The 24992-nt window shown below is 61.5% G+C and carries 28 protein-coding genes; all 28 read right to left on the reverse strand.

Features of this window, described 5'->3' with window-relative positions; all coding sequences use genetic code 11:
• Nucleotides 1-58: 58 nt before the first annotated feature.
• Nucleotides 59-325: a flagellar biosynthesis protein FliQ gene (gene fliQ, locus G8E10_RS00880; protein ID WP_062595080.1), complete on the reverse strand. Its 267-nt coding sequence runs from the start codon at nt 323-325 to the stop codon at nt 59-61.
• 51 nt (nt 326-376) lie between these two features.
• Nucleotides 377-799: a flagellar hook assembly protein FlgD gene (gene flgD, locus G8E10_RS00885; RefSeq protein WP_110800013.1), complete on the reverse strand. Its 423-nt coding sequence runs from the start codon at nt 797-799 to the stop codon at nt 377-379.
• Nucleotides 790-1239, reverse strand: coding sequence for a flagellar biosynthesis repressor FlbT (gene flbT, locus G8E10_RS00890; RefSeq protein WP_092932171.1), 450 nt, complete (start codon nt 1237-1239; stop codon nt 790-792). The genes flgD and flbT overlap by 10 nt, the downstream gene beginning before the upstream one ends.
• The gene (gene flaF, locus G8E10_RS00895) at nt 1236-1583 is read right to left on the reverse strand and encodes a flagellar biosynthesis regulator FlaF (protein ID WP_110726959.1); all 348 of its coding nucleotides are present in this window, start codon (nt 1581-1583) and stop codon (nt 1236-1238) included. The genes flbT and flaF overlap by 4 nt, the downstream gene beginning before the upstream one ends.
• 37 nt (nt 1584-1620) lie before the next feature.
• Entirely contained in the window at nt 1621-2718 is a 1098-nt protein-coding gene (locus tag G8E10_RS00900) for a flagellar hook-associated family protein (protein ID WP_110800014.1), read from the reverse strand.
• A gap of 1 nt (nt 2719) precedes the next feature.
• Nucleotides 2720-4186: a flagellar hook-associated protein FlgK gene (gene flgK, locus G8E10_RS00905; RefSeq protein ID WP_110800015.1), complete on the reverse strand. Its 1467-nt coding sequence runs from the start codon at nt 4184-4186 to the stop codon at nt 2720-2722.
• Nucleotides 4187-4209: 23 nt separating this feature from the next.
• A complete protein-coding gene (locus tag G8E10_RS00910; protein ID WP_132446230.1) occupies nt 4210-5412 on the reverse strand; it encodes a flagellar hook protein FlgE in 1203 nt (400 codons plus the stop codon).
• Between the two features lie 229 nt (nt 5413-5641).
• Nucleotides 5642-6313, reverse strand: coding sequence for a transcriptional activator Rem (rem, locus tag G8E10_RS00915; RefSeq protein WP_092932161.1), 672 nt, complete (start codon nt 6311-6313; stop codon nt 5642-5644).
• A 293-nt stretch (nt 6314-6606) separates the two neighbouring features.
• Entirely contained in the window at nt 6607-7125 is a 519-nt protein-coding gene (locus G8E10_RS00920) for a transglycosylase SLT domain-containing protein (protein WP_132446228.1), read from the reverse strand.
• Nucleotides 7126-7132: 7 nt separating this feature from the next.
• Nucleotides 7133-8227, reverse strand: a complete 1095-nt coding sequence (gene fliK, locus G8E10_RS26210) for a flagellar hook-length control protein FliK (protein ID WP_343289616.1) — start codon at nt 8225-8227, stop codon at nt 7133-7135.
• Between the two features lie 953 nt (nt 8228-9180).
• On the reverse strand, nt 9181-10497 hold the full coding sequence (gene motC / locus G8E10_RS00930; RefSeq protein ID WP_167126067.1) for a chemotaxis protein MotC: 1317 nt from the start codon (nt 10495-10497) through the stop codon (nt 9181-9183).
• Between the two features lie 3 nt (nt 10498-10500).
• The gene (locus G8E10_RS00935) at nt 10501-11679 is read right to left on the reverse strand and encodes a flagellar motor protein MotB (RefSeq protein WP_167126070.1); all 1179 of its coding nucleotides are present in this window, start codon (nt 11677-11679) and stop codon (nt 10501-10503) included.
• Entirely contained in the window at nt 11676-12329 is a 654-nt protein-coding gene (locus G8E10_RS00940) for a hypothetical protein (RefSeq protein WP_132663857.1), read from the reverse strand. Before G8E10_RS00940 ends, G8E10_RS00935 begins: the two co-directional genes overlap by 4 nt.
• 447 nt (nt 12330-12776) lie before the next feature.
• Complete coding sequence (locus G8E10_RS00945) at nt 12777-13745, reverse strand: flagellin N-terminal helical domain-containing protein (RefSeq protein WP_110800021.1); 969 nt, start codon at nt 13743-13745, stop codon at nt 12777-12779.
• A gap of 304 nt (nt 13746-14049) precedes the next feature.
• Nucleotides 14050-14967 (reverse strand): flagellin N-terminal helical domain-containing protein, encoded by a 918-nt coding sequence (locus tag G8E10_RS00950; protein WP_132711430.1) that lies wholly within the window; start codon nt 14965-14967, stop codon nt 14050-14052.
• Between the two features lie 266 nt (nt 14968-15233).
• Nucleotides 15234-16148, reverse strand: a complete 915-nt coding sequence (locus tag G8E10_RS00955) for a flagellin N-terminal helical domain-containing protein (RefSeq protein ID WP_132711432.1) — start codon at nt 16146-16148, stop codon at nt 15234-15236.
• 310 nt (nt 16149-16458) lie between these two features.
• The gene (fliP, locus tag G8E10_RS00960; protein WP_092932144.1) at nt 16459-17196 is read right to left on the reverse strand and encodes a flagellar type III secretion system pore protein FliP; all 738 of its coding nucleotides are present in this window, start codon (nt 17194-17196) and stop codon (nt 16459-16461) included.
• Nucleotides 17193-17768 (reverse strand): flagellar basal body-associated FliL family protein, encoded by a 576-nt coding sequence (locus G8E10_RS00965; protein WP_110732953.1) that lies wholly within the window; start codon nt 17766-17768, stop codon nt 17193-17195. The genes fliP and G8E10_RS00965 overlap by 4 nt, the downstream gene beginning before the upstream one ends.
• Nucleotides 17769-17844: 76 nt before the next feature.
• Nucleotides 17845-18552, reverse strand: coding sequence for a flagellar basal body L-ring protein FlgH (gene flgH, locus G8E10_RS00970; RefSeq protein WP_113149157.1), 708 nt, complete (start codon nt 18550-18552; stop codon nt 17845-17847).
• Nucleotides 18549-19085, reverse strand: coding sequence for a MotE family protein (locus G8E10_RS00975; protein WP_167126073.1), 537 nt, complete (start codon nt 19083-19085; stop codon nt 18549-18551). Before G8E10_RS00975 ends, flgH begins: the two co-directional genes overlap by 4 nt.
• A complete protein-coding gene (locus G8E10_RS00980; RefSeq protein ID WP_167126076.1) occupies nt 19082-20209 on the reverse strand; it encodes a flagellar basal body P-ring protein FlgI in 1128 nt (375 codons plus the stop codon). Before G8E10_RS00980 ends, G8E10_RS00975 begins: the two co-directional genes overlap by 4 nt.
• A gap of 8 nt (nt 20210-20217) precedes the next feature.
• A complete protein-coding gene (flgA, locus tag G8E10_RS00985) occupies nt 20218-20787 on the reverse strand; it encodes a flagellar basal body P-ring formation chaperone FlgA (RefSeq protein WP_281517364.1) in 570 nt (189 codons plus the stop codon).
• A gap of 29 nt (nt 20788-20816) precedes the next feature.
• Nucleotides 20817-21605, reverse strand: coding sequence for a flagellar basal-body rod protein FlgG (flgG, locus tag G8E10_RS00990; RefSeq protein WP_110800026.1), 789 nt, complete (start codon nt 21603-21605; stop codon nt 20817-20819).
• Between the two features lie 25 nt (nt 21606-21630).
• Entirely contained in the window at nt 21631-21969 is a 339-nt protein-coding gene (gene fliE, locus G8E10_RS00995; protein WP_110800027.1) for a flagellar hook-basal body complex protein FliE, read from the reverse strand.
• Nucleotides 21969-22388 carry a flagellar basal body rod protein FlgC gene (gene flgC, locus G8E10_RS01000; RefSeq protein WP_092935979.1) on the reverse strand — a complete coding sequence of 140 codons (420 nt, stop codon included), beginning with the start codon at nt 22386-22388 and terminating at the stop codon, nt 21969-21971. Before flgC ends, fliE begins: the two co-directional genes overlap by 1 nt.
• 5 nt (nt 22389-22393) lie before the next feature.
• On the reverse strand, nt 22394-22774 hold the full coding sequence (flgB, locus tag G8E10_RS01005; RefSeq protein ID WP_092935977.1) for a flagellar basal body rod protein FlgB: 381 nt from the start codon (nt 22772-22774) through the stop codon (nt 22394-22396).
• 256 nt (nt 22775-23030) lie between these two features.
• Nucleotides 23031-23588: a flagellar protein gene (locus G8E10_RS01010; protein ID WP_167126079.1), complete on the reverse strand. Its 558-nt coding sequence runs from the start codon at nt 23586-23588 to the stop codon at nt 23031-23033.
• A gap of 19 nt (nt 23589-23607) precedes the next feature.
• On the reverse strand, nt 23608-24990 hold the full coding sequence (gene fliI, locus G8E10_RS01015) for a flagellar protein export ATPase FliI (protein WP_110727797.1): 1383 nt from the start codon (nt 24988-24990) through the stop codon (nt 23608-23610).
• Between the last annotated feature and the right edge of the window lie 2 nt (nt 24991-24992).

Raw genomic sequence — 24992 nt, forward strand, 5'->3', positions numbered from 1 at the left:
TGGCTGGCGACGCGAAACGGACGGCGCCATCGATGCCTTGCGTGATCCCGAAGAGGGATCAGAAGCCGGTCTGGATGCGGGAGAAGACGATGTCGGTGAAGATCGAGACCTGCGAGCCGATGAACGGCGCGGCGATGGCGACGGTCACGAGGACCGCCAGGATCTTCGGAACGAAGGTCAGCGTCATTTCCTGAACCTGCGTCAGCGCCTGGATCAGGGCGACGACGAGGCCGACGATCATGGCGGCGAGAACGGGCGGGCCCGATGCCACGACCACCGTCCACATTGCCGTCTGAACCATGTCGAGAGCGTCGGCCTCATTCATTGCAGTATCACTTCACCACGGAGGATCGGACCAATTCCTGGACCGAGACCGCTACTTTACCGAAACCCCAGGACCGATGGGAAGCTTGGTGCCGTTTTCGAGAAGCGCAACGATTCCGTCGGAGTATAGCGTGACCTCCTTGACCACGCCAGTCGTCTTGCCGTCCGCGCTCGTCACCGTCTTGCCGATGACGGCATTGGCTTCCGAGAGCGAGGTACGCTGCAGCAGGCTTTCCAGATTGGTGTTCGTCTGGATGGTCTGCTCGACCTGGGAGAAGGTCGCGAGCTGGGAGATCTGCTGGGTGCTATCCATCGGCTGCGTCGGATCCTGATTCTTCATCTGGGCGACGAGCAGCTTCAAGAAGCTGTCATAGTTGAGGCTGGCCTTGGTGGACGCGGTTGCCGCGTCCTTGGCCGTGGTGTTCGTCGTCGTGGTGGTCGCTGCCGCAGCGCCGACCGGAATAGCTACCGCCATGGTGCAATCTCCTTGCGAATGTGTTCGATCATCGCCGGCGCCATTTCCTGGGCGTTGAGGATCTTGTCCTCGATCGGGTAGAGACCGCGGATCGCCTTCAGGGCGTCGAAGGCACGACCCTGCATGACGAGACCGTCGACGCGCTTCAGTTCAGACAGAATCTCGTCGTTCTTGAAGCAATTCAGCAGCATGACGATCGACTTGCGGAACATGATGGTCGACTGCTCGGCACCTTCCGGATTGATCAGGATCATCTGGGCGATGAAATAGAGCTGACGCAACGGGGTGGTCGCGTCCTCCGGCTGGAGGACGTGGTTTTCGAGTAGGAAGGTGACATCGTTCAGGAATTCGACCGCCACCTTGCGATCGACCCGCAGAACGGCGCCATTCACAAAGATCCGTTCGCCCGACTTCAGCGAGATACGCAGTGTGCTTTTCATTTCAGTCCATCCCTGATGATGGTTGTGATGTCGATGATGCCCTGGAAGTTCGAGGATTCGCGTTTGCGGATCTTCTCGGTTTCGCTCAGAATCCAGATGGCGATGGAGATGAGATTGGCACGCAGCTCTTCGTTCAGCTGATTGTCGGGCGCGCGCAGATCCTCGATGAAACGGATCCAGAGGCGCCGCGTGTAGTAGACCGCTTCGATTGCTTCTCGGGAGTACCCCTTCTGCAGGCTGGCAGATGCGAGAAGTGCTATCGAACGGTCGAGGACTTGTCGCTCACGATCCTTGGAGTCGGCAACGCCGTCCTCCATGATCTCGGCATACGAAAACTGATACATTCAGACATCCCTCATGTTTGTCTAAGGCCTCTTCGCATCAGAGGAAATTGATCAAGCTCAACTGCTGCATTCGCGACGTGAGCGTGTAAGACGTCTCGATCTGCGTCATCAGGGCCTTCATCCGCGTGGTCGCCTCATAGGGATCGACACCCTCGAGGTCGCTGACATGGGTGGTGAGCAGCTTCGTCTGGGAGTCCAGCAACGCATTGGCCTTGCCGACGCGCCCCTCGGACGTGCCGAGATCGCTTCCCATGCTGATCAAGCCGGAAATCGCCTGCTGGGTATAGTTCTGCGCCGTCTGGTTGACGACCTGGCGCGCCTGGCTGGAGAGATCCTCGGTCAGCAGCTGGTCGGCGATCATGGAGGCCAGCACCATCTTACGGACACCCGCCTCGTTGGCGTTCGTCGTCGTCGATACGACTTCGGATCCGGAAATGCGGCTCTGGACATTCTTGTCCGAGGCCTGCGACCAATCCGTCATCCACTGATCGGGGACCGCCTTTTCACCGGCGCTCGTATCGCCCACGTAGAGCGGCACGATCTTGCGATCGATGAAGTCCTTCATCTGATCGGCGGAAAGGTCGCGGTAGCCCGTGATCGTCGCGTTGGCGGGATTGCTGTTGTTCTCCAGCTTGAAGCTTTCGAACGCATCGGCAAAAGTTTGCTTGGCGGCCGCGTTCTCTGCATAAGGCGTCAGCGGCCTGGCGTCGGAATTAAGACCGGAAAGAAGGTATTCTCCGTTTGACTGCGAGTTTGCCGCCACGAAGAACGCGTTGAACGTCGAGGTGAGCGCCGTCTTCGTGTTGCCAAGCCGCGAGGCGTCGTCGACGCCCATGCTACCCACCAGCGTGGTGTTCATTTCCTCGCCCGCCTTGCGCATCGATTCGACGGCAAGCTGCGATGTCGAGAGACGCTGGGTTACGAGTGCGTTCGTGTCCTTAATGTTGGTCAGGCGCTGCAGCTCGTCCTTCAGGCTGACAAGCCGCGCCGCGCTGGAACCAAGAGCCGCACCCGGATCGGCATGAATGCCGGTCGTTACTTCCTGCTGGAGCTTGACGACTTCAGACTGGCCGCGCTGGACGCTGAGCCGCAGTGCGTTTTGGACCGCCAGATTGGAAATGAATGACGTCTTCATCTTATCTCACCATGTCCAGCAGGGATTTGAGCATCTCGTCCACCGTGGTCAACAGCTTTGCCGACGCCTTGTAGGACTGCTCGAGATCGAGCATCAGCGACAATTCCTCGTCGAGACTGACGCCGGTTTCGTTGCTCAGAGTCTGCTGCATCTGCGCCACCATGGCGCCCTTGGTCTCGTCGGCAGACGTTGCCGCCTTGCGCAGCTGCTCGATCCAGCCGATCGAGTTGGAGGCATAGCCCATGACGGTTGCGGTTCCGCCGATATCCGCCGTGGCGTCGAACGCCTGCGGCGTTCCCATCTGTTCGATGAGACCGTCGAGGCGACCGGTATAGGCCGCAACACTGTCTCTGTTGTAGGTGTAGTTCGTTGAGGTGGACGTGTTGTTGAAACCGCCGTCCCGCAGCAGCATGGGATTGTCATCGACCGCAGCGTTGATCTTGATGCGTCCGGCGAGACCTGTGGATATCGTGCCTGCCGTCGGCATGTCCGTGCTGCTCGAGTCGATGAACAGACCCGGCACTCCCGGCTCCCGGTTTTCCTCCGGTATCGTCTGGTCCGTCTCGCGGAAGGAGACGATGAGACCGCGGGCGATCTCGTCCAGCTGGTTCTGCATCATGGGTGCGATATCGTCGCGCAGCTGAAAGAGAGCCGCGAGCGTTCCCTGCGCGGTGGTATTGCCACCGGTGCCGGGCTTCAGCTCTTCATTGTCGATCTCCACATGAAACGGCGGAGACGAAGACCCGTCCTTGCCGACCAGTTCGACCTTGCGTGCCGACGTCTCGAAGAGCACGCTGCCATCGCTCGTATAGATGACGGTATCCATGCTCTGGCGCATGGTGGTCGAGATGCCAACGATGCCGGCAATCGACTTCAGGAGCGAGTCCCGCTTGTCGAGCGCATCGCTCGCATCCTTGCCATTGGCCAGCATTCCGATGACGGTATAGTTCACCTTCTCGAAGGCCGAGAGATATTCGTTGAGCTGCACGACCTGCTCGCCGATCTCCTTGTCCGTCGTCGCCTTGACCTGATCGACGACTGTGGAGGCGGAGTTCAAAGCGTTTGCAACGTCTCGCGCGTCCGCCACGGCGGATCTGGCGATCGTAATGCTGCTGGGCGACGCGGCAAACGTCTGGAGGCTGCTGCGGAACGCAGTCATGTAGGTCGATGGCGACGTCGGATAATCCGCGCCGCCAAAGGCGGACTGTATCTGCTGGAGACCGAACAACAGCCTCGACTGCCCCGCATCGTCCGAGATGCTGGCAACGGTCTGCTTGAACAGCGCGTCGTTCTGGGCGCGCTGCACCTTGAGATAAGGCTGTCCGTCGTTGTCTACGCCCATCATGGCGAGACGACGCGAGTAGTCGGCACTGCCGACATTCGCGATGTTCTGCGATACGATGGCCGTTTGCTTGCCGGTATTGCTGAAGATCGTCTGAGCCGTGGTAATGGCAGAAGCGAGAGACATGACGGAGCCCGTCCTTTTCTAGATCAGCGCTTGAGGTTGACCAGGACGTCCAGAAGGTCGGCGCCTGTCTGGAAGACCTTGGAATTTGCCGTGTAGCTGCGCTGGGATTCGATCATCGCCGTCAGTTCGTCAGCGATATCGACGTTGGAGCCTTCAAGAGCGTTATCCTGAACCCCGCCGAACTGGCCGGTACCTGCGTACCCGACGGAAACCTCGCCGGAGGAGGCCCCTGCCAGGTAGACGTTGCCGGTCTGCGGCTCGAGGTTGTTGACGCTCTGGACCGTTGCGAGGGCCAGGCGATAGCGGGGATCCAGATCGTTGTTTGCGTATCGGACGTAAACGATACCTTCCTTGTCGATCTCGAAGCCGGCAACGGCGCTCGGCGCGTTCCCGTCCTTGTTTCCGGGGACCGGCGTAAAGGCGGAACCCAGCTGGGTCGTCTTGGACAGATCGATCGTGATCTCGTTGAGCTTGGCGCCAGCATACGTCTTCTCGGCCGTCGTGACCGTGACCGGCGACGTCGTCAGGCTGCCGTCTTCTCCGAAGGCCATCGTGGTCGTACCAAGCGAGTCACCGCTGGCGCGATCCGTCACGGCGACGTTCCAGGCGTTGGTCCCGCTCTTCGTGTAGGAAATATCAAGGACGCGCGCATTGCCCTGCGTGTCGTAGACGCTCAACGAGGTCGTGGATGCATCAGCACCTGCCGTCGTCCGTGAGTCCAGGTTTGCACCGAAGGCTGCAACCGTCGTGCCCGTTGCCGTCAGGCCCCCGGACGAGAGATTGATGTTCGTCAGACCGTCGAAGCTGTTGGCGACAGCCGTCGGCGCTTGGCCATTGACATAGGCATAACCCTGAAGGGCGTAACCACCCGAATTGATCAGGTTGCCGTCTTCGTTTTTGGTAAAGGCGCCGGCGCGGGTCATGAAAGGGCTGCCGGTCGCGTCCGATACGACGAAGAAGCCCTCGCCGTTGATCCGCAGGTCGGAGCCGGAGGTCGTCGTGACCGTGGCGCCTTCGTTCTCGATGCTGCGGCGAACCTTCGTCTCGACACCACCGGAATTGTAGCTTCCACCCGTGGCTGGCAGGATCAACGAGGAAAACTCCGTCGATGAGCGCTTGTAGCCAGTGGTGCTGGCATTCGCGATGTTCTCCGCGACGGTGCTAAGGCGGTTGGCCTGTGCGTTCATGCCGGAACCGCCGGTCTGCATCATTCCAAAGAGACTCATGTCCAATCCTCGTTTCGTTCGTCTTGGCGACACTAGGAAGCAAGCCTTGCGTGAACCTGTTCAGGCTGCCCATCCCGGCTGAAGAGACGAAGGATCGAACGAAATTTCCTGAGGAAAATCAGCCGTCTGAAATGAAAAGGAGCCATGGCGTCTCCCGATTGCGAACCCTCGTCGTTCGCTTTCGAAAGACCCCATGGCTCCTTTGGAAACCGGGGTAGACGTTGGAGGCTCAGCTCCAGTCGATGCAGTAGCCCAGGAAGCGTTTGCTATCGATCGGATCGAAGCCAAGCTTCTTGCGCAGCTTCTTGCGCAGCTTGCTGATGTGGCTCTCGACGACGTTCTCTTCGACGTCTTCGTCGAAGATGCCATAGATCGCGTTGAAGATCTGCGACTTGGAGACGCGACGGCCGCGGTTGGCGACCAGATATTCCAGGATGCGGCGCTCGCGGCGCGGCAAGGCGAAGGTATCGCCTTCGATCTCGGGATCGCGACCGTCCGAGAAGACGCGGATCGCACCGATATCGGTGTAGTTGGACAGGGACTTGAGGCGGCGGCGGATGGCCGCTGCACGGGCGAGGATCTCGCGGGGATGGACCGGCTTGCGCACGACGTCATCGACTCCGCAGTCGAAGAAGGCGAGCGTGGCTTCCAGCGACGGCGTATCGCTGATGGCGATGACCGGGGCTGTGGAACGATCACGGATGGCGCGGGGAAGCGTCATGGCCCGTTCGCCCTGGCCGATCAGGAACACCTCGACAGCATCGATATCGCTGTCGGCGGCGGTGGAGACCCAGTCGCCGAATTCCTTGGGATCAAACCCGGTGGAGGGTACGCCTTCCCGTCCGAAGAGAGAGGTGTATCCATCTTTTACAAGTTCACGTTCATCAACCACTACGATCATTCGTCCGCTCCGAATCAGTATGGTGTTTTCCAATACGTCATTGGTACGAATCGTGGCGCCTCGTCACAATTAGAGGCTTTTGGTGGGTAGAAATGGTACTAGCTCAGGGTCCCCGCACCGATTTGATCAAGATGTAGTGGCTCATTTCGATACACCGACTATTAATTCTGTGGAAAGGTTAACGCGTGTTAATGATCGCCATTGCACGTGCCTTATTTTTGCAACGAAGAACCTGCACGTGCATTGCAACAAATCATCGGTTTAAAATCGTATAGGTTGTTATTAACGGACATTCAACGACAGAAGGACGCGGCGTTCGGCGTCCATTTTCCATAACCTGTCGCGACCAGATTTGCGATCACGCGGCAGACATATCGCTTCTGGGCAGGATCGTTGTTCGGACCGGCATGATACCGCGCGACGGCCATGGTCCAGGTCTCGTGGCGGGCATGGAGATTTGCAAGGAAGCGTGCGGCATATTCGACGTTTGCACGCGGATCGAGCATCGCTTCGGGTGAGGTGAAATTCTCTCCATGGTAGCGATAATTTATCTGCATACAACCGAGATCGATAAGCTTTGCACCCCCTGCCCGAGCCGTCTCGAACCTCTGCAGCACCTCGCTTGCGCTCGACGCGAACACGGCCTTGCCATCGATGTTCATGGCATAAGGCTGCAGCGAGCCCTTGCGGCCCGTTTCCGTCAGTCCGACCGAATAAAGGATGCCTTCGGGAATGCCGTATTTGGCGGCTGCAGCGACGATCTGGCTTTCGCACAGGCCGGCATCCGAGCCGGATGCGGCGTGTGCGACCATGGGAGCACTAGAAATAAAGCTCGTCAGACAGGCCAGGCTGAGGTGCCGCAGGCGTTTCACGAAGCGTGTCTTGTCTGGTCCGCCCGTCATCTGCACTCCGCTGTCCCGCCGCGCCATCGCGGCCGTCGCCGCCATTACGGCCTTCTCCGCCATTGCCTGCCGCAAGGCCGCCCTGGCTGTCCCGCCCGTTCTGCGACGGCTGCTGCTGGTTGCTCTGCGGTTGCCCCGAGCCGTCATTTCCACCGGCGCTGTCCAACGGGGTGAAGATTACATTGACCTGATCGACCTGGAAGCCCTGCGCGCGAAGCGCCTTGATCATCGCATCCTGATCGTTGGTGAGCTGCCGGTAGGCGTCGCCCGTCTGAACACGAAGATCGATCTGCAACTCGTCGTCGCGCAGGCGCAACGTGGCCGTGACGAGACCGAGGTCGATCGGGTGCATCTGGATCTTGAGCGTGTTGACCACCTTGCCGGTGGCGGCCTGTGAACCTGTGTTCGCCTGGAGCGCCTGCGTCGGATCACCATTGCCCGTGATCGCGGCGGCAACCGCCTGGGCGTTGGCCGTCATCGGTAACGGGTTGCCAAGCGTCGGTGCGATGCCGAGATAGCGCCGGGCATCCAGCACGATGACGGTCTCGGTCTTGGTGTTCGCCTGATCGTTCGATGCCGTGGAAGCGGGCCGGTCGGCATCCGCTCGCAGAGAGATCGGGCTCACTTTGCCATCCGCCCGCGCGAAGCGGAAGACCTGATCGGTGCCATCCGTCGATGTCGGCAGTGCCGATGAATCGGCTGCGGCCATTGAGGCCATGGGCATGCTTGCCCTGTCGCCCGTCACCTTCAGGCCCGGCATTCTCACCTCGGACTCGCTGCTTTCCCCCTTGGCGGACGCATCCACCGCCGGCTGTGCCGTGACCGGGCCGAGAATGGCCATGAGGCTGCGAATATCCATCTCTGGGGCGGGTGCTGCTGCTGCGGTATCCTCCGCAGGCTCCGGCGTCGTCTCGGTCGCTACCTGCTTTGTCTGGCGCACGAGAGACGATGCTGCGACGTGCGGAGATAGCTTGTCAGCAGCAGGCTCGACAACGTCCGATGCCTTGGTCACGCCGATCTTTTCAGGGGCAACAGCTTGAAGATGCGCAGGTATCGCCAGGACTGGAAGAGAGTCTGAATCAACCACTGCGGGAGGTTGGTTCCCGGCCGTTGTCCGTGCATCGGTTGATGTCGACCCGGCGGGCGCCCTTGCCACACGCACGGTGGCAGGCGCGTCGGATCCCGGCTTCTGCACCGTTTCGGATGTGACCGCCGTCGTCAGTGTCTCAAGCGTCTTTTCGACAAGAATCGGAGCTGCCACTTTCGGTTCTGCCGTATTGGGGCTCTTACCGGCTCTGACCTTTTTCTCATCGTCCGCCGGCACTGTCGCAGCACCTGCAGCCGTTCCGGCGCTATCTGCTTCTGGGTCGGCCTTGATAGCTTTCAGCGCGAGGGTGGCGGAAAGCGTTGCGGTCGCAACCGTCTGTGTCGTCTTGGGGAGCGCCGTCTGGCTTTCGCTTGTCGCTTCGTCGGACGAGGATGGCGGAACGGCTGCTTCGCCGTCTGCGTCCTGAGATTGCGGTGCTGTCACGATAGACAGGAGAGCGAGCGCGTCGGTCTTCCCGGCAGGAGTCGCAGACGAGACAGCCGAATTCCTATCCTTCGATGCGCCTGCACCGTGAGCGACAGATGCATGTGGCGTCTGGTCAGACTCTGCCTCAGCGTCCTTCGATGTCGAAGCAAAGTCTTCGGCTGTGCGCGTTTGCACAGCATCCGCCTTGCCGACCTGTCTGGTGTGTGCAGACGAACCGGTTGTCGTGATTTGTGCCGGCTCATCCGGCTGAGTCTTTGTGTGGCCGGCCGACGCGTGCGTCTTCGCGTTCGTATCCCGTGCGTGCCCGAGATCGGCGAACGTCTTGCGAAAGGCTGCGCCGCCTTCGCCTTCGCCAGGGCGGTTCTTGACGGCAGAAACATTCGCGCGGGCAGCTTTGGCTGCCGGCAGCGCGTCATCAAGGGATCTCATGTCTACATATCCTCCCGCAGCAGCGCGTCGATCTCGCCCAGCTTGCTCTTCCCGCTCGTTAGAAACGTCGCCAGCGCCGGATCGATATCCGTCAAAGCCGATGTCTCGGGCTCGGCGGGCGCAGCCTCGGATGCCGTTGGCGTCGCGGGGGCTGCAAAGGGGCTGTCGCTGCTGCCGGATCCCGACAGGGCTTCGGGAGATGGCGTTTGTGCAGCCAGCATATCAGCGCTGGCTTGTGCTGAACTGTCGGCACTGGCCTGCACATCCGCAACCGGAGCACGCAGCACCTCCCGTGCAACGGCCTGGGCTGCCTCCCTCAAGCTGCGATCGCGCGCAGAAAGTTCGGCATCGGGAATGGCTTCGATAGTCTTGACGGCGTCGAGGATGCCGGTCGACGGCACATTTACGAGACCGGAATAGAACGTGGCGAGAGCGTTCGGCTCCATATCCGCCGCAGCGGATAGCGCCGCTGCGCGTTCCGAGGCAAGTTTCGTCAGAGGCTTCAGCCCTGCAATGGCAGCGTTCCGCGCAATCCGCAGGAAGATCTCGCGCTGGCGCGGCTTGTCCATGAAAGACAGGATCTCCTCGATCTTCTGGCGCTTTTCATCGCCGTAATTGGCGACCGCAAGCTCCACGAAGATATCCGCGAACTGGCCCGCATAAGGCGACGTCATGAAGCGGCGGGTATAGGCAAGCGAGTACGCCAGCGCCCGGTCGACATTGCCGGCACGCGTGGTCAGCATGAGGGAACGGCGCAGGGCTGCTTCCTCGATATTGGTGCCCGGTGCCACAAGTCTTGCCCAGTCATAGGCTTTCACAGCCTTGCCGGGATCCTGTTGAGCGACCGCATTGCCATAGACGAGGTAAAGATACGGTCCGATCGGCGCATTTTTGTACTCGTCCATCGTCTTCGACATGATCTCCACGATCAGACCGCCCTTGCCGTTCAGGTAATGGCTCAGGGCATCGGTGACGCGATTGTCGAAATTGCCGTCGATGTCGCGACTGGCTAGGTAGGCGAGCGTCTTCGGGTTGCCCCCGCTCATGGCGTAGATCAGCGCCGCGTCCACATTGCGGGGATCCGCAAAGACGCTTCGATCGGCCGTCATCAGGCGCTTTTCGATGGCACCGAGCATGAACTGCTGCATATCGGCCGAGGAGAGATCGCCATGCACCACGCTGTCCTGAACGTGCTGCAGCGAGCGGATCATCTTGTAGGGCGGCAGGTTGTCGTCTTCGCTGCCTGCGGCGTAAACGGCCGACAGCGAGACGAGCGATGCGCATGCGCCGAGCAGAACGGAGCGGAGAGCCTTCTTCATGGCCTAGCCCTGGTTCGTCTGGACGAGGATCTCGATGCGCCGGTTTGCAGCCGCGTTCGGATCCGTCGGAACCTGCAGGCGCCGGTCGGCAAAACCGCTGATCTGGCTGACGCGGTTTTCGGCAAGGCCGCCGTGGATCAGCATGTAATAGGCGCTCTGCGCGCGATCGGCCGACAGGCGCCAGTTGTCGTAGCCACCCGACTTGAACGGCCGCCCATCGGTATGGCCGCGAATGGCGATCGCGCCGGTCCGGGTCGAGAGCAGCTTGCCGATCTTCTCCATAGCGAGAACCGTCGCGCGCTCCGGAACGGCCGAACCCAGGCCGAACATCGGGGTATCGCTCTGCTCGCTGATCGAGACCAGCAGCCCGCCTTCGGTCGGCGTCACGATGAGGCCTTCGGCAAGCTTGCCGGCGGCGGCGCCGATCTCCTTCTCGATGGCCTCCTTCAGATCCGTCGCAGCCTTGGTCTCGGCAACAGACGGCGCGGCCTTCGGGGTTGCGGGATCGTTCGCAGCCGCCATGGCATCGCTCTTGCCGTCGCTGATATTCTCCGCAGCACCGTTGCCCGCCTTGTCGGCGGCACTCGAACCGGCGTCGGCGATCTTCTTCAGTTCGACCTGCTTCGTCCAGAAATCCGGATCGAAGGGATCGCGATAGGCTTCTCCGCCCTCGGCACCCGTTGCCGGGCCGGAGGTCGAGGCTCCGCCGTCCCCTTTCGAGCTGATATTGGTTTCGCGGCCGACCTCGTTGGCGATCTCGGACAGCACGGAATAGGGATTCTCGAAGAAATCGGCGTCGGAATATTTGGTTTCCTCGCCCGATGTCGCAGCTTCATCCTCGCCGGTCTTGGCCGATCCGCCGCTTTTCGGCTGGTCGCCATCGACCTTGGATCGCGACTGCGTCTCCTCGCCCTTTGCGTCTTTCGCCGGCGCCTTGACGCCCTTTTCCGCCGGTTCCTGCTGGGTCAGCTGGACCGGATTGAAGTAGGAGGCGATGGCGGCCTTGGTCTTCGGGTTAGAGGCGTTGATCAGCCACATAACCAGGAAGAATGCCATCATGGCGGTCATGAAGTCGGCATAGGCGATCTTCCAGGCGCCCCCATGGCTGCCGCCATGGGCAGGGGCATGCCGCTTGATGATGATGATTTCATTCTTGCCGTGATGGCTGTTGCTCTCGCTCATGCTATCACTTTCCGCACGGTATCAGCCCAGGCCGATAGCCGGGTCATCAGAATCGAATCGCCGAATTCGGCGGAGAGGTCGATGTCGTCCGTTTCGACGTGGCGGAAGGTCACCTCCGTGTCGGAGAGACGCGCCTCGAGCGCCTGGAACATCCGGGACGGGCCGCGCACGGTGATCTTCACAGCATCGCCATCGACGGAATGCCGGATCGCGATGGCGAGCGACTCGATGGCCTTTTCGGTCAGCTGCTCCTGCAGGATCGGCGCGAGAACCTGGGCCGTCTGCTCGGAGATCATGTCGGCGAGCAGCGAGCCGATCTCGCTGAAGCGTTGATGGATCATCGCGGCGGCCTCGTTTTCCAGTCGTTCACGAATCGTCTCGCACTCGGCTTCATGTTCGGCCCGCAAGGCGGCGATCTCGGCTTGGTGGCGGGCGCGCATTTCCATTTCGGCATGCTCGCGGCCGCGGCCATAGGCGCTCTGGCGTTCGGCCTCGATATCGATGACCGGCTCCGGCGGCTGCTTCGCGACCGGGCGCGTATCGCGGGAGATCGGCTCTTCGAGTTCGTGGAAATACGTCTTGGGCACGCGCGTCAGGTCCACCTTGGGCGCGCTGAAATCCTTGAGATATCGGGAAAGCGGCGCCGTCATCGTTGCATCTCCGGCATCGGCCGCTGCGCATCGGTGCGCATGGTGGCGGTGCAGGCTGGGAACAACAGGCTTTCGGGGCCGAAACAACGGGTCATGGGCACGTCCGACCGTCTCCTTCTGGGCCCGTGCCGTGTCAGCAGAGCCCGGACATCTCGTTGAGCAGACAGGCGGAACGGGATCCGGAAGGCTGCAAGCGGCAGTGCAAGGACAGGATGCACCGGCGGCCCCTTCCCGCGACAAGCGGGATCTTCTGCCTCGACCGCGCGCCTGAAAAGGGCACGGCCAGAGACGGGGCTGCGAGAGGAGACTAGCGGGTCAAACTTGTGCGAGGGTTGAAGGGTGTTGGACCGCGCTCGGGCAATAGCGCGGTCCAACCGATCCACCGAAGCCGATGACCGCGGCTCCGGCGAATGACAGCCTCCCCGCGAAGGGAGGCCTTGTCTCGGCTTACTGCTGGAAGAGGCGCAGGATGTTTTCGGAATTGGTGTTGGCGATCGAGAGAGACTGGACGCCGAGCTGCTGCTGCGTCTGCAGCGCCTTCAGGCGGGTCGATTCCTCGTTCATGTCGGCATCCACCAGACGGCCGACGCCCTTGTCGATCACGTCGATCAGGTTGGCGACGAAGCCTTCCTGCAGGTCGATGCGCTTGGTGATGGCGCCGAGCGTCGAGGCCGCGTCCGTCAGGCCGGACAGGATCGAATTGACCGCGGAAAGCATCCCCGCAATTTCCTGCGGCGTCGTCGAGGTCTTCAGTTCGATCACTGTGCCAGGCGCAGCGACGCCGCCCTGTGCAGCGATCAGGTGGTAGGTGGCTGACGTCGTTCCGCCCAGACCGTCCGGCTGATCGACCGTGATGTCCTTGGTCAACTGACCGCGCGACGGATCTTTCAGGTCGATCATGATCGACGTGGCTGTATCGTAGTCGAGCGTCGTGACGGAAACCGAGCCATCCGACGAGCGGTTGAAGGAACCAACGATCGACTTGACGCCGACAGCGGCCGTATTGGCGTTGTAAAGCCAGTTTTCGCCGGAGAACGAGGCGGACTGCGAGGCGGCGGCGAGCTGGTTCTTCAGCTCGGTAATTTCCTTGTTGATCTTGGACTTGTCGACGCCCGGCTCGCTGGCCGCGACGAGCTTCGACTGGATCTCGCTGATGACGTCGATCGAGGAGCTCATGGCCGAATAGGAGGTATCGACCTTGGCGGCGCCGAGGCCCAGCGCGTCCTGTACGGTCGAAAGCGCCATGTTGTCCGAGCGCATGGTCGTTGCGATGGACCAATAGGCGGCATTGTCGGCTGCAGTTTCGACGCGGTAGCCCGAGGAGACACGCGCCTGCGTTTCTTCCATCGAGGTATTGATCGTCCGCAGGGTCTGCAGAGCCGCCATTGCGGCGGCATTGGTCATGATGCTGGTCATTGGGGTTTGCCCTTTTGTCAAAACGTCGGGGACATGCGGCTGAAAGCCTGCTGCGACGAAACGGCGTCATGCACACTGCCCAATTTACCCGATCGGCAGCTCGTCGTGTTAAGAATGATTTAATCCCGTTATGGTTAACAAAGGTTTAAATGACGCGCCGGTGCGTCAATCTTCATGAACAGATTTAAACGAAGATGACGAATTCGTTAAGTCCCTGTTCGACAACGAAAAAAGCCGCCCTCTTGCGAGAGCGGCTTTTGCCTGGTCGGATCGAACGACGCCGGAGCGCCGTATCCTTGGTCTCTTAACGGAAGAGCGAGAGGATGTTTTCCGAGTTGGAGTTGGCGATCGAGAGCGACTGTACGCCGAGCTGCTGCTGAGTCTGCAGGGCCTTGAGGCGGGTCGATTCTTCGTTCATGTCGGCGTCGACCAGACGGCCGATGCCCTTTTCGAAGGACGAGCTGAGATCGTTGACGAAATCGGCCTGCATGTCGATACGCTTGTTGAGAGCGCCGAGGTCGGCGCCGGCATCGGTCATGTCCTGGAGAACGTTATCGACACCGGAAATGGCAAGCTTCAGTTCCGCAGTGTCCAGCGTCGAGATATCGAGCGTCAAAACGCTCTTGGGTACGGCCAGTCCGGCAATGTCGGTCGTTAGCTTTCCAACAGTGCCACCGGCAGCAGGCAGACCCGTCGTTCCGTCAACCTCGATCAGGATGCTCTTCGTCGTGTCAAAGTCCAGCGTGGTCAAGCTGACATTGTTGGCGCTGTCTCGGTTGAAGCCGCCAACAACGCTTTTCACTGCGCCTGCGGTGCCCTGAACCCAGTTCTCGCCGGAGAAGGCGGCAGACTTCGAGATCGACTTCAGCTGGTTCTGGAGCTCGGTGATTTCCTTCTGAACCTTGCCCTTATCGACGCCCGGCTCGCTGGCAGCGACCAGCTTGGCCTTGATTTCATCGACGACCTTGATCGAAGAGTCCATCGCCGTATAGGCGACGTCGGTCTTTGCAGCGCCCAGGCCAAGCGCGTCCTGGACGGTTCCGAGTGCCTTGTTGTCGGACTTCATGGTCGTTGCGATCGACCAGTATGCGGCGTTATCGGCGGCGACGCCGACCTTGAGGCCGGAGGAAACGCGACCCTGTGTCGTCTCCATGTCTGAGCCGATCTGGCGCAGCGTGGAGAGTGCCGCCATTGCGGAAGAATTTGTCAGAATGCTCGTCATTGTAATCTGCCCCTCTTGAACAGGAAAATATGGAAGGGACATTCCGGCCTTTACCGGGAAACAGCAGCCAGCTTCATGCCTGCTAACGTGTTAAATCTCTTGGTTAACCCGCTGTTTCGATGACCACAGAAAACACCATCAGGGTTAAGGAACAGCTAAAGCGGAAAAAAAATCGAATCAGACGACAGAAAAGGCCGCGCCTCCTGCGAGACGCGGCCTTTTCTATTTTTCGTTTTGTCCAGACCCTTACAGGCCTTCCGCTTCGATTAACGGAAGAGCGACAGGATGTTCTGTGCGTCGGAGTTGGCGATCGAGAGCGACTGGATACCGAGCTGCTGCTGCGTCTGCAGAGCCTTGAGGCGGGTCGATTCTTCGTTCATGTCGGCGTCGACAAGGCGGCCAACGCCCTTCGTGAAGGATGCCGTCAGGTCGCTGACGAAGTCCGTCTGCAACGTGATACGCTTGTTAAGAGCGCCGAGATCGGCGCCGGCATCGGTCATGCCCTGCAGGACCTTGTCCACGCCGGAAATCGCGAGCTTAAGTTCGGACGTATCCAGCGTCGAGATATCCAGTGTCAGGACGCTCTTGGCTGTAGCAAGCCCGGCGATGTCGGTCGTCAACTTTCCTGCAGTACCACCAACAGCGGGGACCCCGCTTGCGTCGACTTCGACCAGGAGGCTCTTCGTCGTGTCGAAATCCAGCGTCGTCAGGCTGACGGCGTTGCTCGAGTCACGGTTGAAGCCGCCGACAATGCTCTTCGTCGCGCCTGCAGTGCCCTGAACCCAGTTTTCGCCGGAGAAGGCGGCCGACTTGGAGATCGACTTCAGCTGGTTCTGGAGTTCCGAGATGTCCTTCTGAACCTTGGCCTTGTCGACACCCGGCTCGCTGGCAGCGACCAGCTTGGCCTTGATTTCGTCGACGACCTTGATGGAAGCGTCCATGGCCGTGTAGGCGACGTCGGTCTTAGCAGCGCCGAGGCCGAGGGCGTCCTGTACGGTTGCAAGCGCCTTGTTGTCCGACTTGATGGTCGTGGAGATCGACCAGTAAGCGGCGTTGTCGGAAGCCTGGCCGACCTTGAGGCCGGAGGAGATGCGCGACTGCGTCGACTCCATGTCGTTGTTGATCGTGCGCAGCGTGGAGAGTGCTGCCATTGCAGAAACGTTGGTATTGATGCTCGTCATTAGACTGTCCCTCTAAGGTACAAAAAACAAAAAACTTAGGGACATACCGGACTAACTTACCGGTGATAACGGTTCGGCATCATGCCACTCGGTACCTGTTATTCCTCAGGAGAACCAAACCCGTCATGTAGGGTGAATATCGCAGTCAAAGCTTGCGATTTGCTTAAATCCACCTTTTTGGGGCACGGGTTCGACGGGCCACAAAACGACGCGGCTCCGGAAAATTAATCAATGAAAACAGGTATTTGAAAAAGCCATTAAGACTAAATATACCGTGCTGCGCAATACTTGGTTAACCACGCCGCAAAGGTCAGTTAAACGAGCGCACCAAACTGCCCACGAGCAGGTTCCAGCCGTCGATCAGGACGAAGAAGAGAATCTTGAAGGGCAAGGAAATGGAGGTCGGCGGCAGCATCATCATGCCCATCGCCATCGTGATGGTCGCCACGATCAGATCGATGACGAGAAAGGGCAGCATGATCAGGAAGCCGATCTCGAAACCACGCCGGATCTCGGAGATCATGAAGGCGGGGATGACGGCACGCAGATCGACGCGGCCATCCACGACCACGGTCTGGTTTTTTTCCTGGGCAATATCGACGAAGAGCTGAAGGTCCCGGTCGCGGGTATTGGCCAGCATGAACTCGCGGAAGGGCTCGCTGATGCGGGTGAGCGCTTCGGTCTCGGTGATCTGGTTCTGGATCAGCGGATCGACGCCCTCGCGCCAGGCACGGTCGAAGGTGGGCGCCATGACGTAGAAGGTCATGAACAGCGCGAGGCTGACCATGATCATGTTCGACGGCGTGGTCGCAAGGCCCATGCCGGTGCGCAGGATCGCAAAAGCGATGACGAAGCGCGGGAAGCTCGTGACCATGATGAGGATGCCGGGCGCAACCGACAGGATCGTCAGGAGCCCGAACGTGCGGATGATCCACGAGGCCGCGGAGCCGTCGATCGGCTGGTTGAAGATCTGGGAGGGAAACCCTTGGGCCCCTGCGATCCCCGTCATGGCAACCATGGCGGCTATGAATGCGACCAGACGAATCATTGGACCACGAATGTTCTGAAGATCACATTCGTTACGCGCCCTTCGGAGCGCAGGTCAACCCGTTCCTGGATATCGTCCTTCAGATACTGAAACCCGCGGGGGCCCTCGATCTGCTGGAGGGAGACGGTGCGCAGATAAGCGGCGACATCCTCGTGGATCTGCTGCGCCATGGCGACGTCGGGTGTGCCCTTGAAAAGGAGCGCCAGTTCCAGCCGGATCCAGTTTTCCGTGGGATAGGACAGGTTGGTGGTGATCGGGTCGAGCTGGAGAACGCCATTGGCCTCCGTCGAGGCCTTCGGGAGACCTTCCTCGTCTTCCTTCTTGGCCTTGCCATGCTCGCCGCCCGCCGGAGCTGCCTCGTTGGCCGCCTCCGCCGCTTCCCGGGCCTTGATGGTAGCCTTTGCCTCTTCCAGTACCCGCGCCTCGTCCGAGGTCAGCGGTTCGGGCGCCAGCATGCCCCCGAGGAACCAGCCCCCGCCGGCGCCGAGCACCGAGACGATGGCGATCGCCGCGATGGTCATGACCATGCCGCTTTTCTTTTTCGGCGGTGCGCCGCCTTCGATCTCGTCCATCAGAGCCTCGCTTGTGCCTTCCAGATGTCCGTCCGATCCGCTTCCTGCCCACCCTTGCGGGTCTGCGCAGCGGCGATCAGAGCGGCGATATGATGTCCATGACCTGCTGCCCCCAGGGCGGCTGCTGCACTTCCGTCAGGCGACCACGGCCGCCATAGGAGATGCGGGCCTCGGCGATCTTGTCGTAGGAGATCATGTTCTTCGCATCGACGTCCTGCGGCCGGACGATACCGGCAACGTTGAGGATGCGGAGTTCGTGGTTGACCCGGACCTCCTGCGAACCGCTGATCAGCAGGTTGCCGTTCTCCAGCACCCCGGTGACCACCGCGGCAACGAGAAGGACGAGCTTTTCGGAGCGCTCCGTCGTCCCCTCCCCCTTCGTCGAGGTGTTGGAACCGTAATCGAGATTGCCCTTCCAGGCGAAATCGCTCGTCTGGGAATTGCCGGCAGCGCCGACATTGTAGCCGCTGTCGTTGGTGCGCTTGCGGTCGGTCTTGTTGTCGAAGCTCGCCTTGTCGTCGATGCGGATATCGACGGTGATGATGTCGCCGATCTTCATGGCGCGGGCGTCCTTGAAGAGCGCCGATTGCTGGTCGCTCCACAGGGAGTATCCGCTCGCCACCTGGTGCGGCTCCTTGGGATACATCGCGAGCTGCGGCGTCTGCGTATATTGCAGGCCGCTGCCGATCGGGCTCATGGCCGGGGCACGACCGACGTCGTGCAGCGACGACTGGCAACCGGTCAGAAGACTTGCAGCCAGAGCGGCCGAAAGGCGAATGTTCATGACGGTTCCTTCGATGTGTTCGGATCGGCGGCACTGGAAATGATGTTGGTCAGAATGGCCGCCTTTTCATCGCTCATCTCGCTGAGGATGAGGCTCGACTGGCGGGGCGGCAGCTTCATGATGACGGCGGCGGCGATTTCCGAGCGGACCAGAGTGAGCTTGCTCGCCGCTGCGTCCGGCTTCATGGTCTTGTAGATATCGACGAGGTTGAGCTCGGCCTGCTTCAGGAATTCGTCGCGACGCTTGCGCCAGTCCTCGTATTCCGCACGCTTCTTTTCCAGAAGCGCGATGCGCTCGTCGACGCCCGCCTGCAACTGTTCGATCTGCTGCTTTTGCAGGAGGTAGCGCTGGTCGCGGGCGGCATCCGCAATGTTGGTGCAAAATTGCTGAATCTCGCCGCCCTGGGGGGCACCCGTGCCGGACGGTGCGGCGACCTCCTGGGCGAAGGCGCCCGGGATCGTCAGGACGAGCGTGGCTGCAGCACCGATAAGAAGCTGGCGCAGGCGTGGGGAAAGCGTGTGTGTTGCGGTCATTGCAGAACGAGCTCCGCCTGGAGGGCACCGGCCGATTTGATGCCCTGGAGAATGGAAATGATGCCGTCCGGCTTCACGCCGATCGAATTCAGGCCCGAGACGAGCGTGCGCAGATTGGATCCGTTGAGGATGGCGACCTTACCGCCGGCCTCGGTAGCGTCGATCCGCGTGTTCGGCTCGACGGCGGTTTCTCCGCGCGAGAAGGGTTCGGGCTGGACGACCGTCGGCGTTTCGGTGACCTGCACCGTCAGCGTGCCGAAGCTCACCGCCACCGGCGAGATCTGCACGTCCTGCCCGATGACGATCGTGCCGGTCCGCTCGTTGACGACGACCCGGGCGGGGACATCCGTCTCGATGACGAGATTTTCGACATCCGCCATCAGGCGGGCGAGATCGGCCATCTTGGGCTTGTCGATGACCACGGTCTGGCTGTCGCGAGCTTCGGCGATCTGGCCGCCGAACTGTCCGCGCCCATAACGGTTGATGGCCGCGGCCATGCCGACGGCGGTGGAGAAGTCGGGATTGCGGAGCTGGAGAACGAGATTGACCCCGTCCTTGAACTTCGCCGGCAGCTCGCGCTCGATGATGGCGCCGTTCGGCACGCGGCCGGCCGTCGTGATGCCCTGCTGCAACGTCGCGGCATCGCCTTCGGCGCTGAAGCCGGTGACGACGACGGACCCCTGGGCCACCGCGTAGATCTGTCCGTCGGCACCCGACAGAGACGTCATGACCAGCGTGCCGCCGCGCAGCGAGGTGCTGTCGCCGAGCGACCCTACGGTCACGTCGATACGGCTGCCGGGGCTTGCGAACGGTGGCAGGTTGGCGGTGACAAGCACGGCCGCGATATTCTTCGACCGGGATTCGCCGCCCTGCGTGGAGATGCCGAGGTTCTGCAGCATGGCACGCAACGACTGCTCGGTGAAGGGCGAGGAGCGCAGGCTGTCGCCCGTGCCCTGCAGGCCGACCACGAGGCCGTAGCCGATCAGCTGGTTGTCGCGGCCCGACTGCAGCGAGGCCACATCCTTGATGCGGGCTGCGGCGAATGCGGTATCGACGCCGAGGGTGAGGTTGAGCGGCAGGCTGAGAGCCAGCGCCGCAACCACCGCGATGAGGCGCCGTGCCATGGAAACGATCATTTTGCCACCACGTGTACTGTGCCGTCTGCCATGACGGTGCCCGAGACGATCATGCCGGAATCGGTGTTGCGGATACGGATGAGGTCGCCGACCGAGGCATTGTCGAGCGGCGAGCCGCCGGCCGTGATGGTCAGCGAGCCGTTCGAATAGACGATCCGCACGGCCTTGCCGCGTTCCACGGCATAAGGCTCGCGCAGCCCGGCGACGAAGATGACGCGGCCGGCGAGAAGCGTGCGGTTGGTGACCTTGCCGACGACCTGATCGAGACCGGAGGCATAGTCGCCCGACAGGTCCGGATTGGTGACGGCGACCACCTGCAGGTGCGTCTCCTCGATGGTCTGGCCGGGATAGATGGTTTCCGTGGGGATGACGGCCGTCTTGGAGGCGGTCCGGGCGCCGCTCTGGCTGCTGCTCTGACTTCCGGCCTGACCGCTCGCGCCGGTCGTCGTCATCGTCGAAAAGGCGGCAGCACACAGCATCGTGGCAAGCAGGCGCCGGGTGGCGTGCTGCACGAAGCGCGCCGCCAACCTTTCCTTCCCCAGCCTGTTCATCGGGCGAAACATCATGTCTGCCGCTCCTTTCGCGTTTTCGCCGCTTATCTCAGGTTCTTGCTGACCGTGGAGGCCATCTCGTCGGCCGCCTGGATGATCTTCGAGTTCATCTCGTAGGCGCGCTGCGCGGAGATGAGGTCGGTGATTTCCTTGACCGGATCGACGTTCGACGCCTCGAGATACTTCTGCTTGATCTGGGCGTAGCCCGGATCGGCCGGCGAGCCGACGACGGCGGCACCCGATGCCGGCGTTTCCTTGAAGAGGTTGTCGCCCTGCGGCGCGAGACCGGCTTCGTTGATGAAGTTGGCGATCGTCAGCTGGCCCACCGTCTGGGGAATGCTGCTGCCGTCGATGAGCGCCATGACCTGCCCGGACGTGCTGACCGTGACCTGTGCGGCCCCCTGCGGAATGGTGATGCCGGGGACGACCGTGTAGCCGTCGATGGTGACGAGCTGGCCTGTATCATTGGTGTTGAAGGCACCGGCACGGGTGTAAGCCGTCTCGCCATCGGGCGTTTCGACCTGAAACCAGCCGCGGCCGACGAGCGCCATGTCGAGATCGTTGCCCGTCTGAACGAGGCTGCCCTGGATGTGCAGGTTGCGTACGGCCGAGGTCTGGACGCCGAGGCCGACATTGGCGCCTTCCGGAACGACCGCCTGGTTTGCCCGGTTGGGTACACCGGCGGCACGCTCGGTCTGGTAGAGAAGATCGGAGAACTCGGCGCGCGCCCGCTTGTAGCCCGTCGTGTTGATGTTCGCGATGTTGTTCGCGATCACTTCGAGGTTGAGCTGCTGGGCGTTCATGCCGGTGGCGGCAATGGAGAGAGCCTTCATGGTACTATTCCTTTAGATCCGCGCCTCAGATCGGTGTACGGGCGATTTCGAGATAGGCGGTGACGATCTTGTCGCGGATGGCGATGGCGGTCTGAAGCGACTGTTCGGCGCTCATGACGGCATCGATGACTTCGCGGGTGTTTGCCTTGCCGCTGATCCCCGCGATGGACGAGGTTTCGGCGGAGCGCAGCGAGTTGCTCATCTCCGATGCCATGCCGCTGAAGACCTCCGAGAAGCTCTGCCCGGCCGGTGACGTGCTGCCGAGCGCCTGCGAGGCCATGGAGGCTGCGGAACTCGTGGCGTTCGTGGTGCTTTCGGTGGCGGAAGAGAGCGCGGCACCGATGGTCTTGATTGCGTCGATCATTATTGCGAAGCCCTCAGAAGGTCGATTGTCTGGGAAATGAGGTCGCGCGCCTGCTTGGTGGTCTGCAGGTTGGCCTCGTAGGAACGGTTGGCTTCGCGCATGTCGGCCATTTCGATCAGCACGTTGACGTTGGGCAGCTTGACCATGCCCTTGTCGTCGGCGGCCGGGTTGCCCGGGTCGAATTCGACGCTGAAGTCGGACTGATCGACGCCGAGCTTCTGGACCTCGACGCTCGAAGCCCCGCTGGCCCGATCCACTTCGGCGGCAAAGCTGATCGTCTTGCGGCGGTAGGGATCGGCACCGGCGGTATCGCCGGTCGAGCGGGCGTTGGCGATGTTTTCGGACACGATGCGCAGGCGGGTGGACTCGGCTTCGAGACCGGAGGCTGCGACTTTGAGAGCGGAGACGAGAGGATCCATGGCCATTACTTCCTGACGACCATCAGCATCATGCGATGGAAGGACTTCACGAGACCGGTGTTGAGTTCATAATCCCGCTTCACCTCGCCGGACTTCATGAGCTCTTTCTCGATCTCGACGCTATTGCCCGACTGCTGGACTTCGCCATCGTCGATCAGCGAGGTCTCGGTGATCTGGTTGCTCATGGGACCGCTCGAAAAATGCGCGGGATTGGTGGCTGCCAGCTGAAAGCCGGTTTCCTTCATGACGCTATCGAAGGGCTTGATGTCCTTCGATGCGTAGTGTGGCGTATTGGCGTTGGCGATGTTGCCTGCGACGACATTCTGGCGGACGGCGAGCCACTGCGCTTGCCTCGATGCCAGTTCGAACAGCTGAATAGGTTGCATCATGCGACTCCATGCTTGTTGCTGGAGACACTAGGCTTGTAAACTTGCGTGGGACTGGCGCGGATTTGCAGGCTTTCGGCGCGTGAGAGCGCACGAAAACGGCCTTCGACCAAACTGTGAAAAGGCCGTCATGGCGAGGCTCCGGGCGAGCGCCAAGTGGTTCACGAGAACGCAAATGGCGCTGCAAGCCATCGATGGCGATGGCCGAGCCTGTGCAAGCATCATGCAAGCGGAAGATGAGGAAGGGCGGAACGTGTCATTCCGCCTTGAAGACGTCTCCCCGGGACGTGATCATCACCCAGCTGCCATCGCGCTCCTCGAGCGTGGCAAGCCGGCTGTTGTCCGGCAAGGGCGAGCCTACCCGGACGATATACATGCCGCTGACATCCTCGATCAGGGCGCGACCGCCGGCGACGTGGACGAGCTTGAAGGTGATCGATCCGGGCAAGGGCTGGTCGAGCATCGGCTCGGCGGGCTCTCCCGATTTCGCTGCAGGCGCGGGCACGGTTGCGGTGATGAGCCGATCGACGGCTGCCTGGGTTTCCGCAGCCAGTGTCTGCGGCGTCTCAGACGGAGAGGCCTCCGGGGCGGACGCCATGCCCGGCGTGCCGATCTTTTCGGGAAGATCCCGGGTGGCGCCGTTCCAGAGGGCGGGAAGCGCGAATTTCTCCTGATTGAGGAAGGCGTACCACGGGAAGAACATGGCAAGGCCCGCAAGGGCGATGCCCGTGCCGACGAGCGCCTTGTCGAAAATGGGCATGCGATCGTTCTGCTTGCGCTGCCTGACGATTTCGTCTGCGTCCATGTCGTTCATGCCGGCCTCCTTCCCGTCGTCAGCGCCGCGCCTGCTGTCCGCCCGCTCCGGCCTTCAGCGCATTGGCGAGGTCGGTAAAGGCGTCGAAAGCAGGGCGTTCGCCCGGTGTCTGCTTCAAGATGTCGTAGATGACCGGCACCTGTTTGATAGCCATGTCGAGGTCGGGATCCGAGCCGGCGCGGTAGCCGCCGATGAGGCGGAGGTCGCGGGTTTCCTCGTAGCGGTGGATCAGCGACTTCAGCCGCGAGACCAGCATTTCCTGATCCGGCGTCCAGGCCTTGCGCGCGAGACGCGAGACGGAGGACAGCGGGTTGATCGGGGGATAGCGGCCTTCTTCGGCCAAGCTGCGGTCCATGACGATGTGACCGTCGAGAATACCGCGCGTGGAGTCGGCGATTGGGTCGTTGTGGTTGTCGCCATCGACGAGGATCGAGATGATCGCCGTGATGGTGCCCGTGCCTTCGGGGCCGGGACCGGCGCGTTCGAGAAGACGGGGCAACTCCGTGAAGACGGAGGCGGGATAGCCGCGCGCGATCGGCGGCTCGCCGGACGCCGTCGCCACTTCGCGGATGGCGTGGGCGAAGCGGGTCACGCTGTCGATGATGAGGAGGACGTTGTCGCCCTGATCTCGGAAATGCTCGGCGATGGTGATGGCCGTCAGCGGCGCCATCTTGCGCAGCATCGGGCTCTCATCGCTGGTGGCGACCACGGCGACCGACTTCTTCAGATTGTCGCCGAGCGTGTCCTCGATGAATTCGCGCACTTCGCGGCCACGTTCGCCGACAAGCGCGATGACGACGCGGTCGAAGGCATCGGCGCGGGCGAGCATGGAGAGAAGCGTCGATTTGCCGACGCCGGAGCCGGCGAAGACGCCGAGACGCTGGCCGAGGCAGAGCGGCGAAAAGATATCGACGGCACGAACGCCTGTGCGGAAGCCGTGCTCGACGCGCTGGCGCGTCATGGACGGCGGCGCGGAGGTGGAAATGGCGCGGCGGACGTCGCCCTGCATCATCGGCCCGCGGCCATCGATCGGCTCACCGAGCGAATTGATGGTGCGGCCGCACCAGCTGGCGGTCGGGGCGACGCGGAAGGCGCCCTTGCGGATGACCGTGTCGTGAATGCCGATCGGCTCGCCCGGCTCGATCGGGCAGACGACAACGGTTTCCGGCTCGACCTTGACGACTTCGCCGAGATGGATGCCGGTCGCGCTCTTGTGGGCGACGAACTCGCCGAGGCGAACATGGCGCGACAGGCCGCTGACGGTGTAGTGACCGGGCGAAATGGTCTGGACATGGCCGCCGGGCGCAACGGCATGTTCGGCTTTGGAGTACCGATCGACGAGACCGGCGAGCGCCGACAATGCCGTCGATGCCTGCCGGACGTCGAGCGGCTGGTCGCTGATGA

The organism is Ferranicluibacter rubi, assembly GCF_011603255.1.
Classification (GTDB): Bacteria; Pseudomonadota; Alphaproteobacteria; order Rhizobiales; family Rhizobiaceae; genus Ferranicluibacter; species Ferranicluibacter rubi.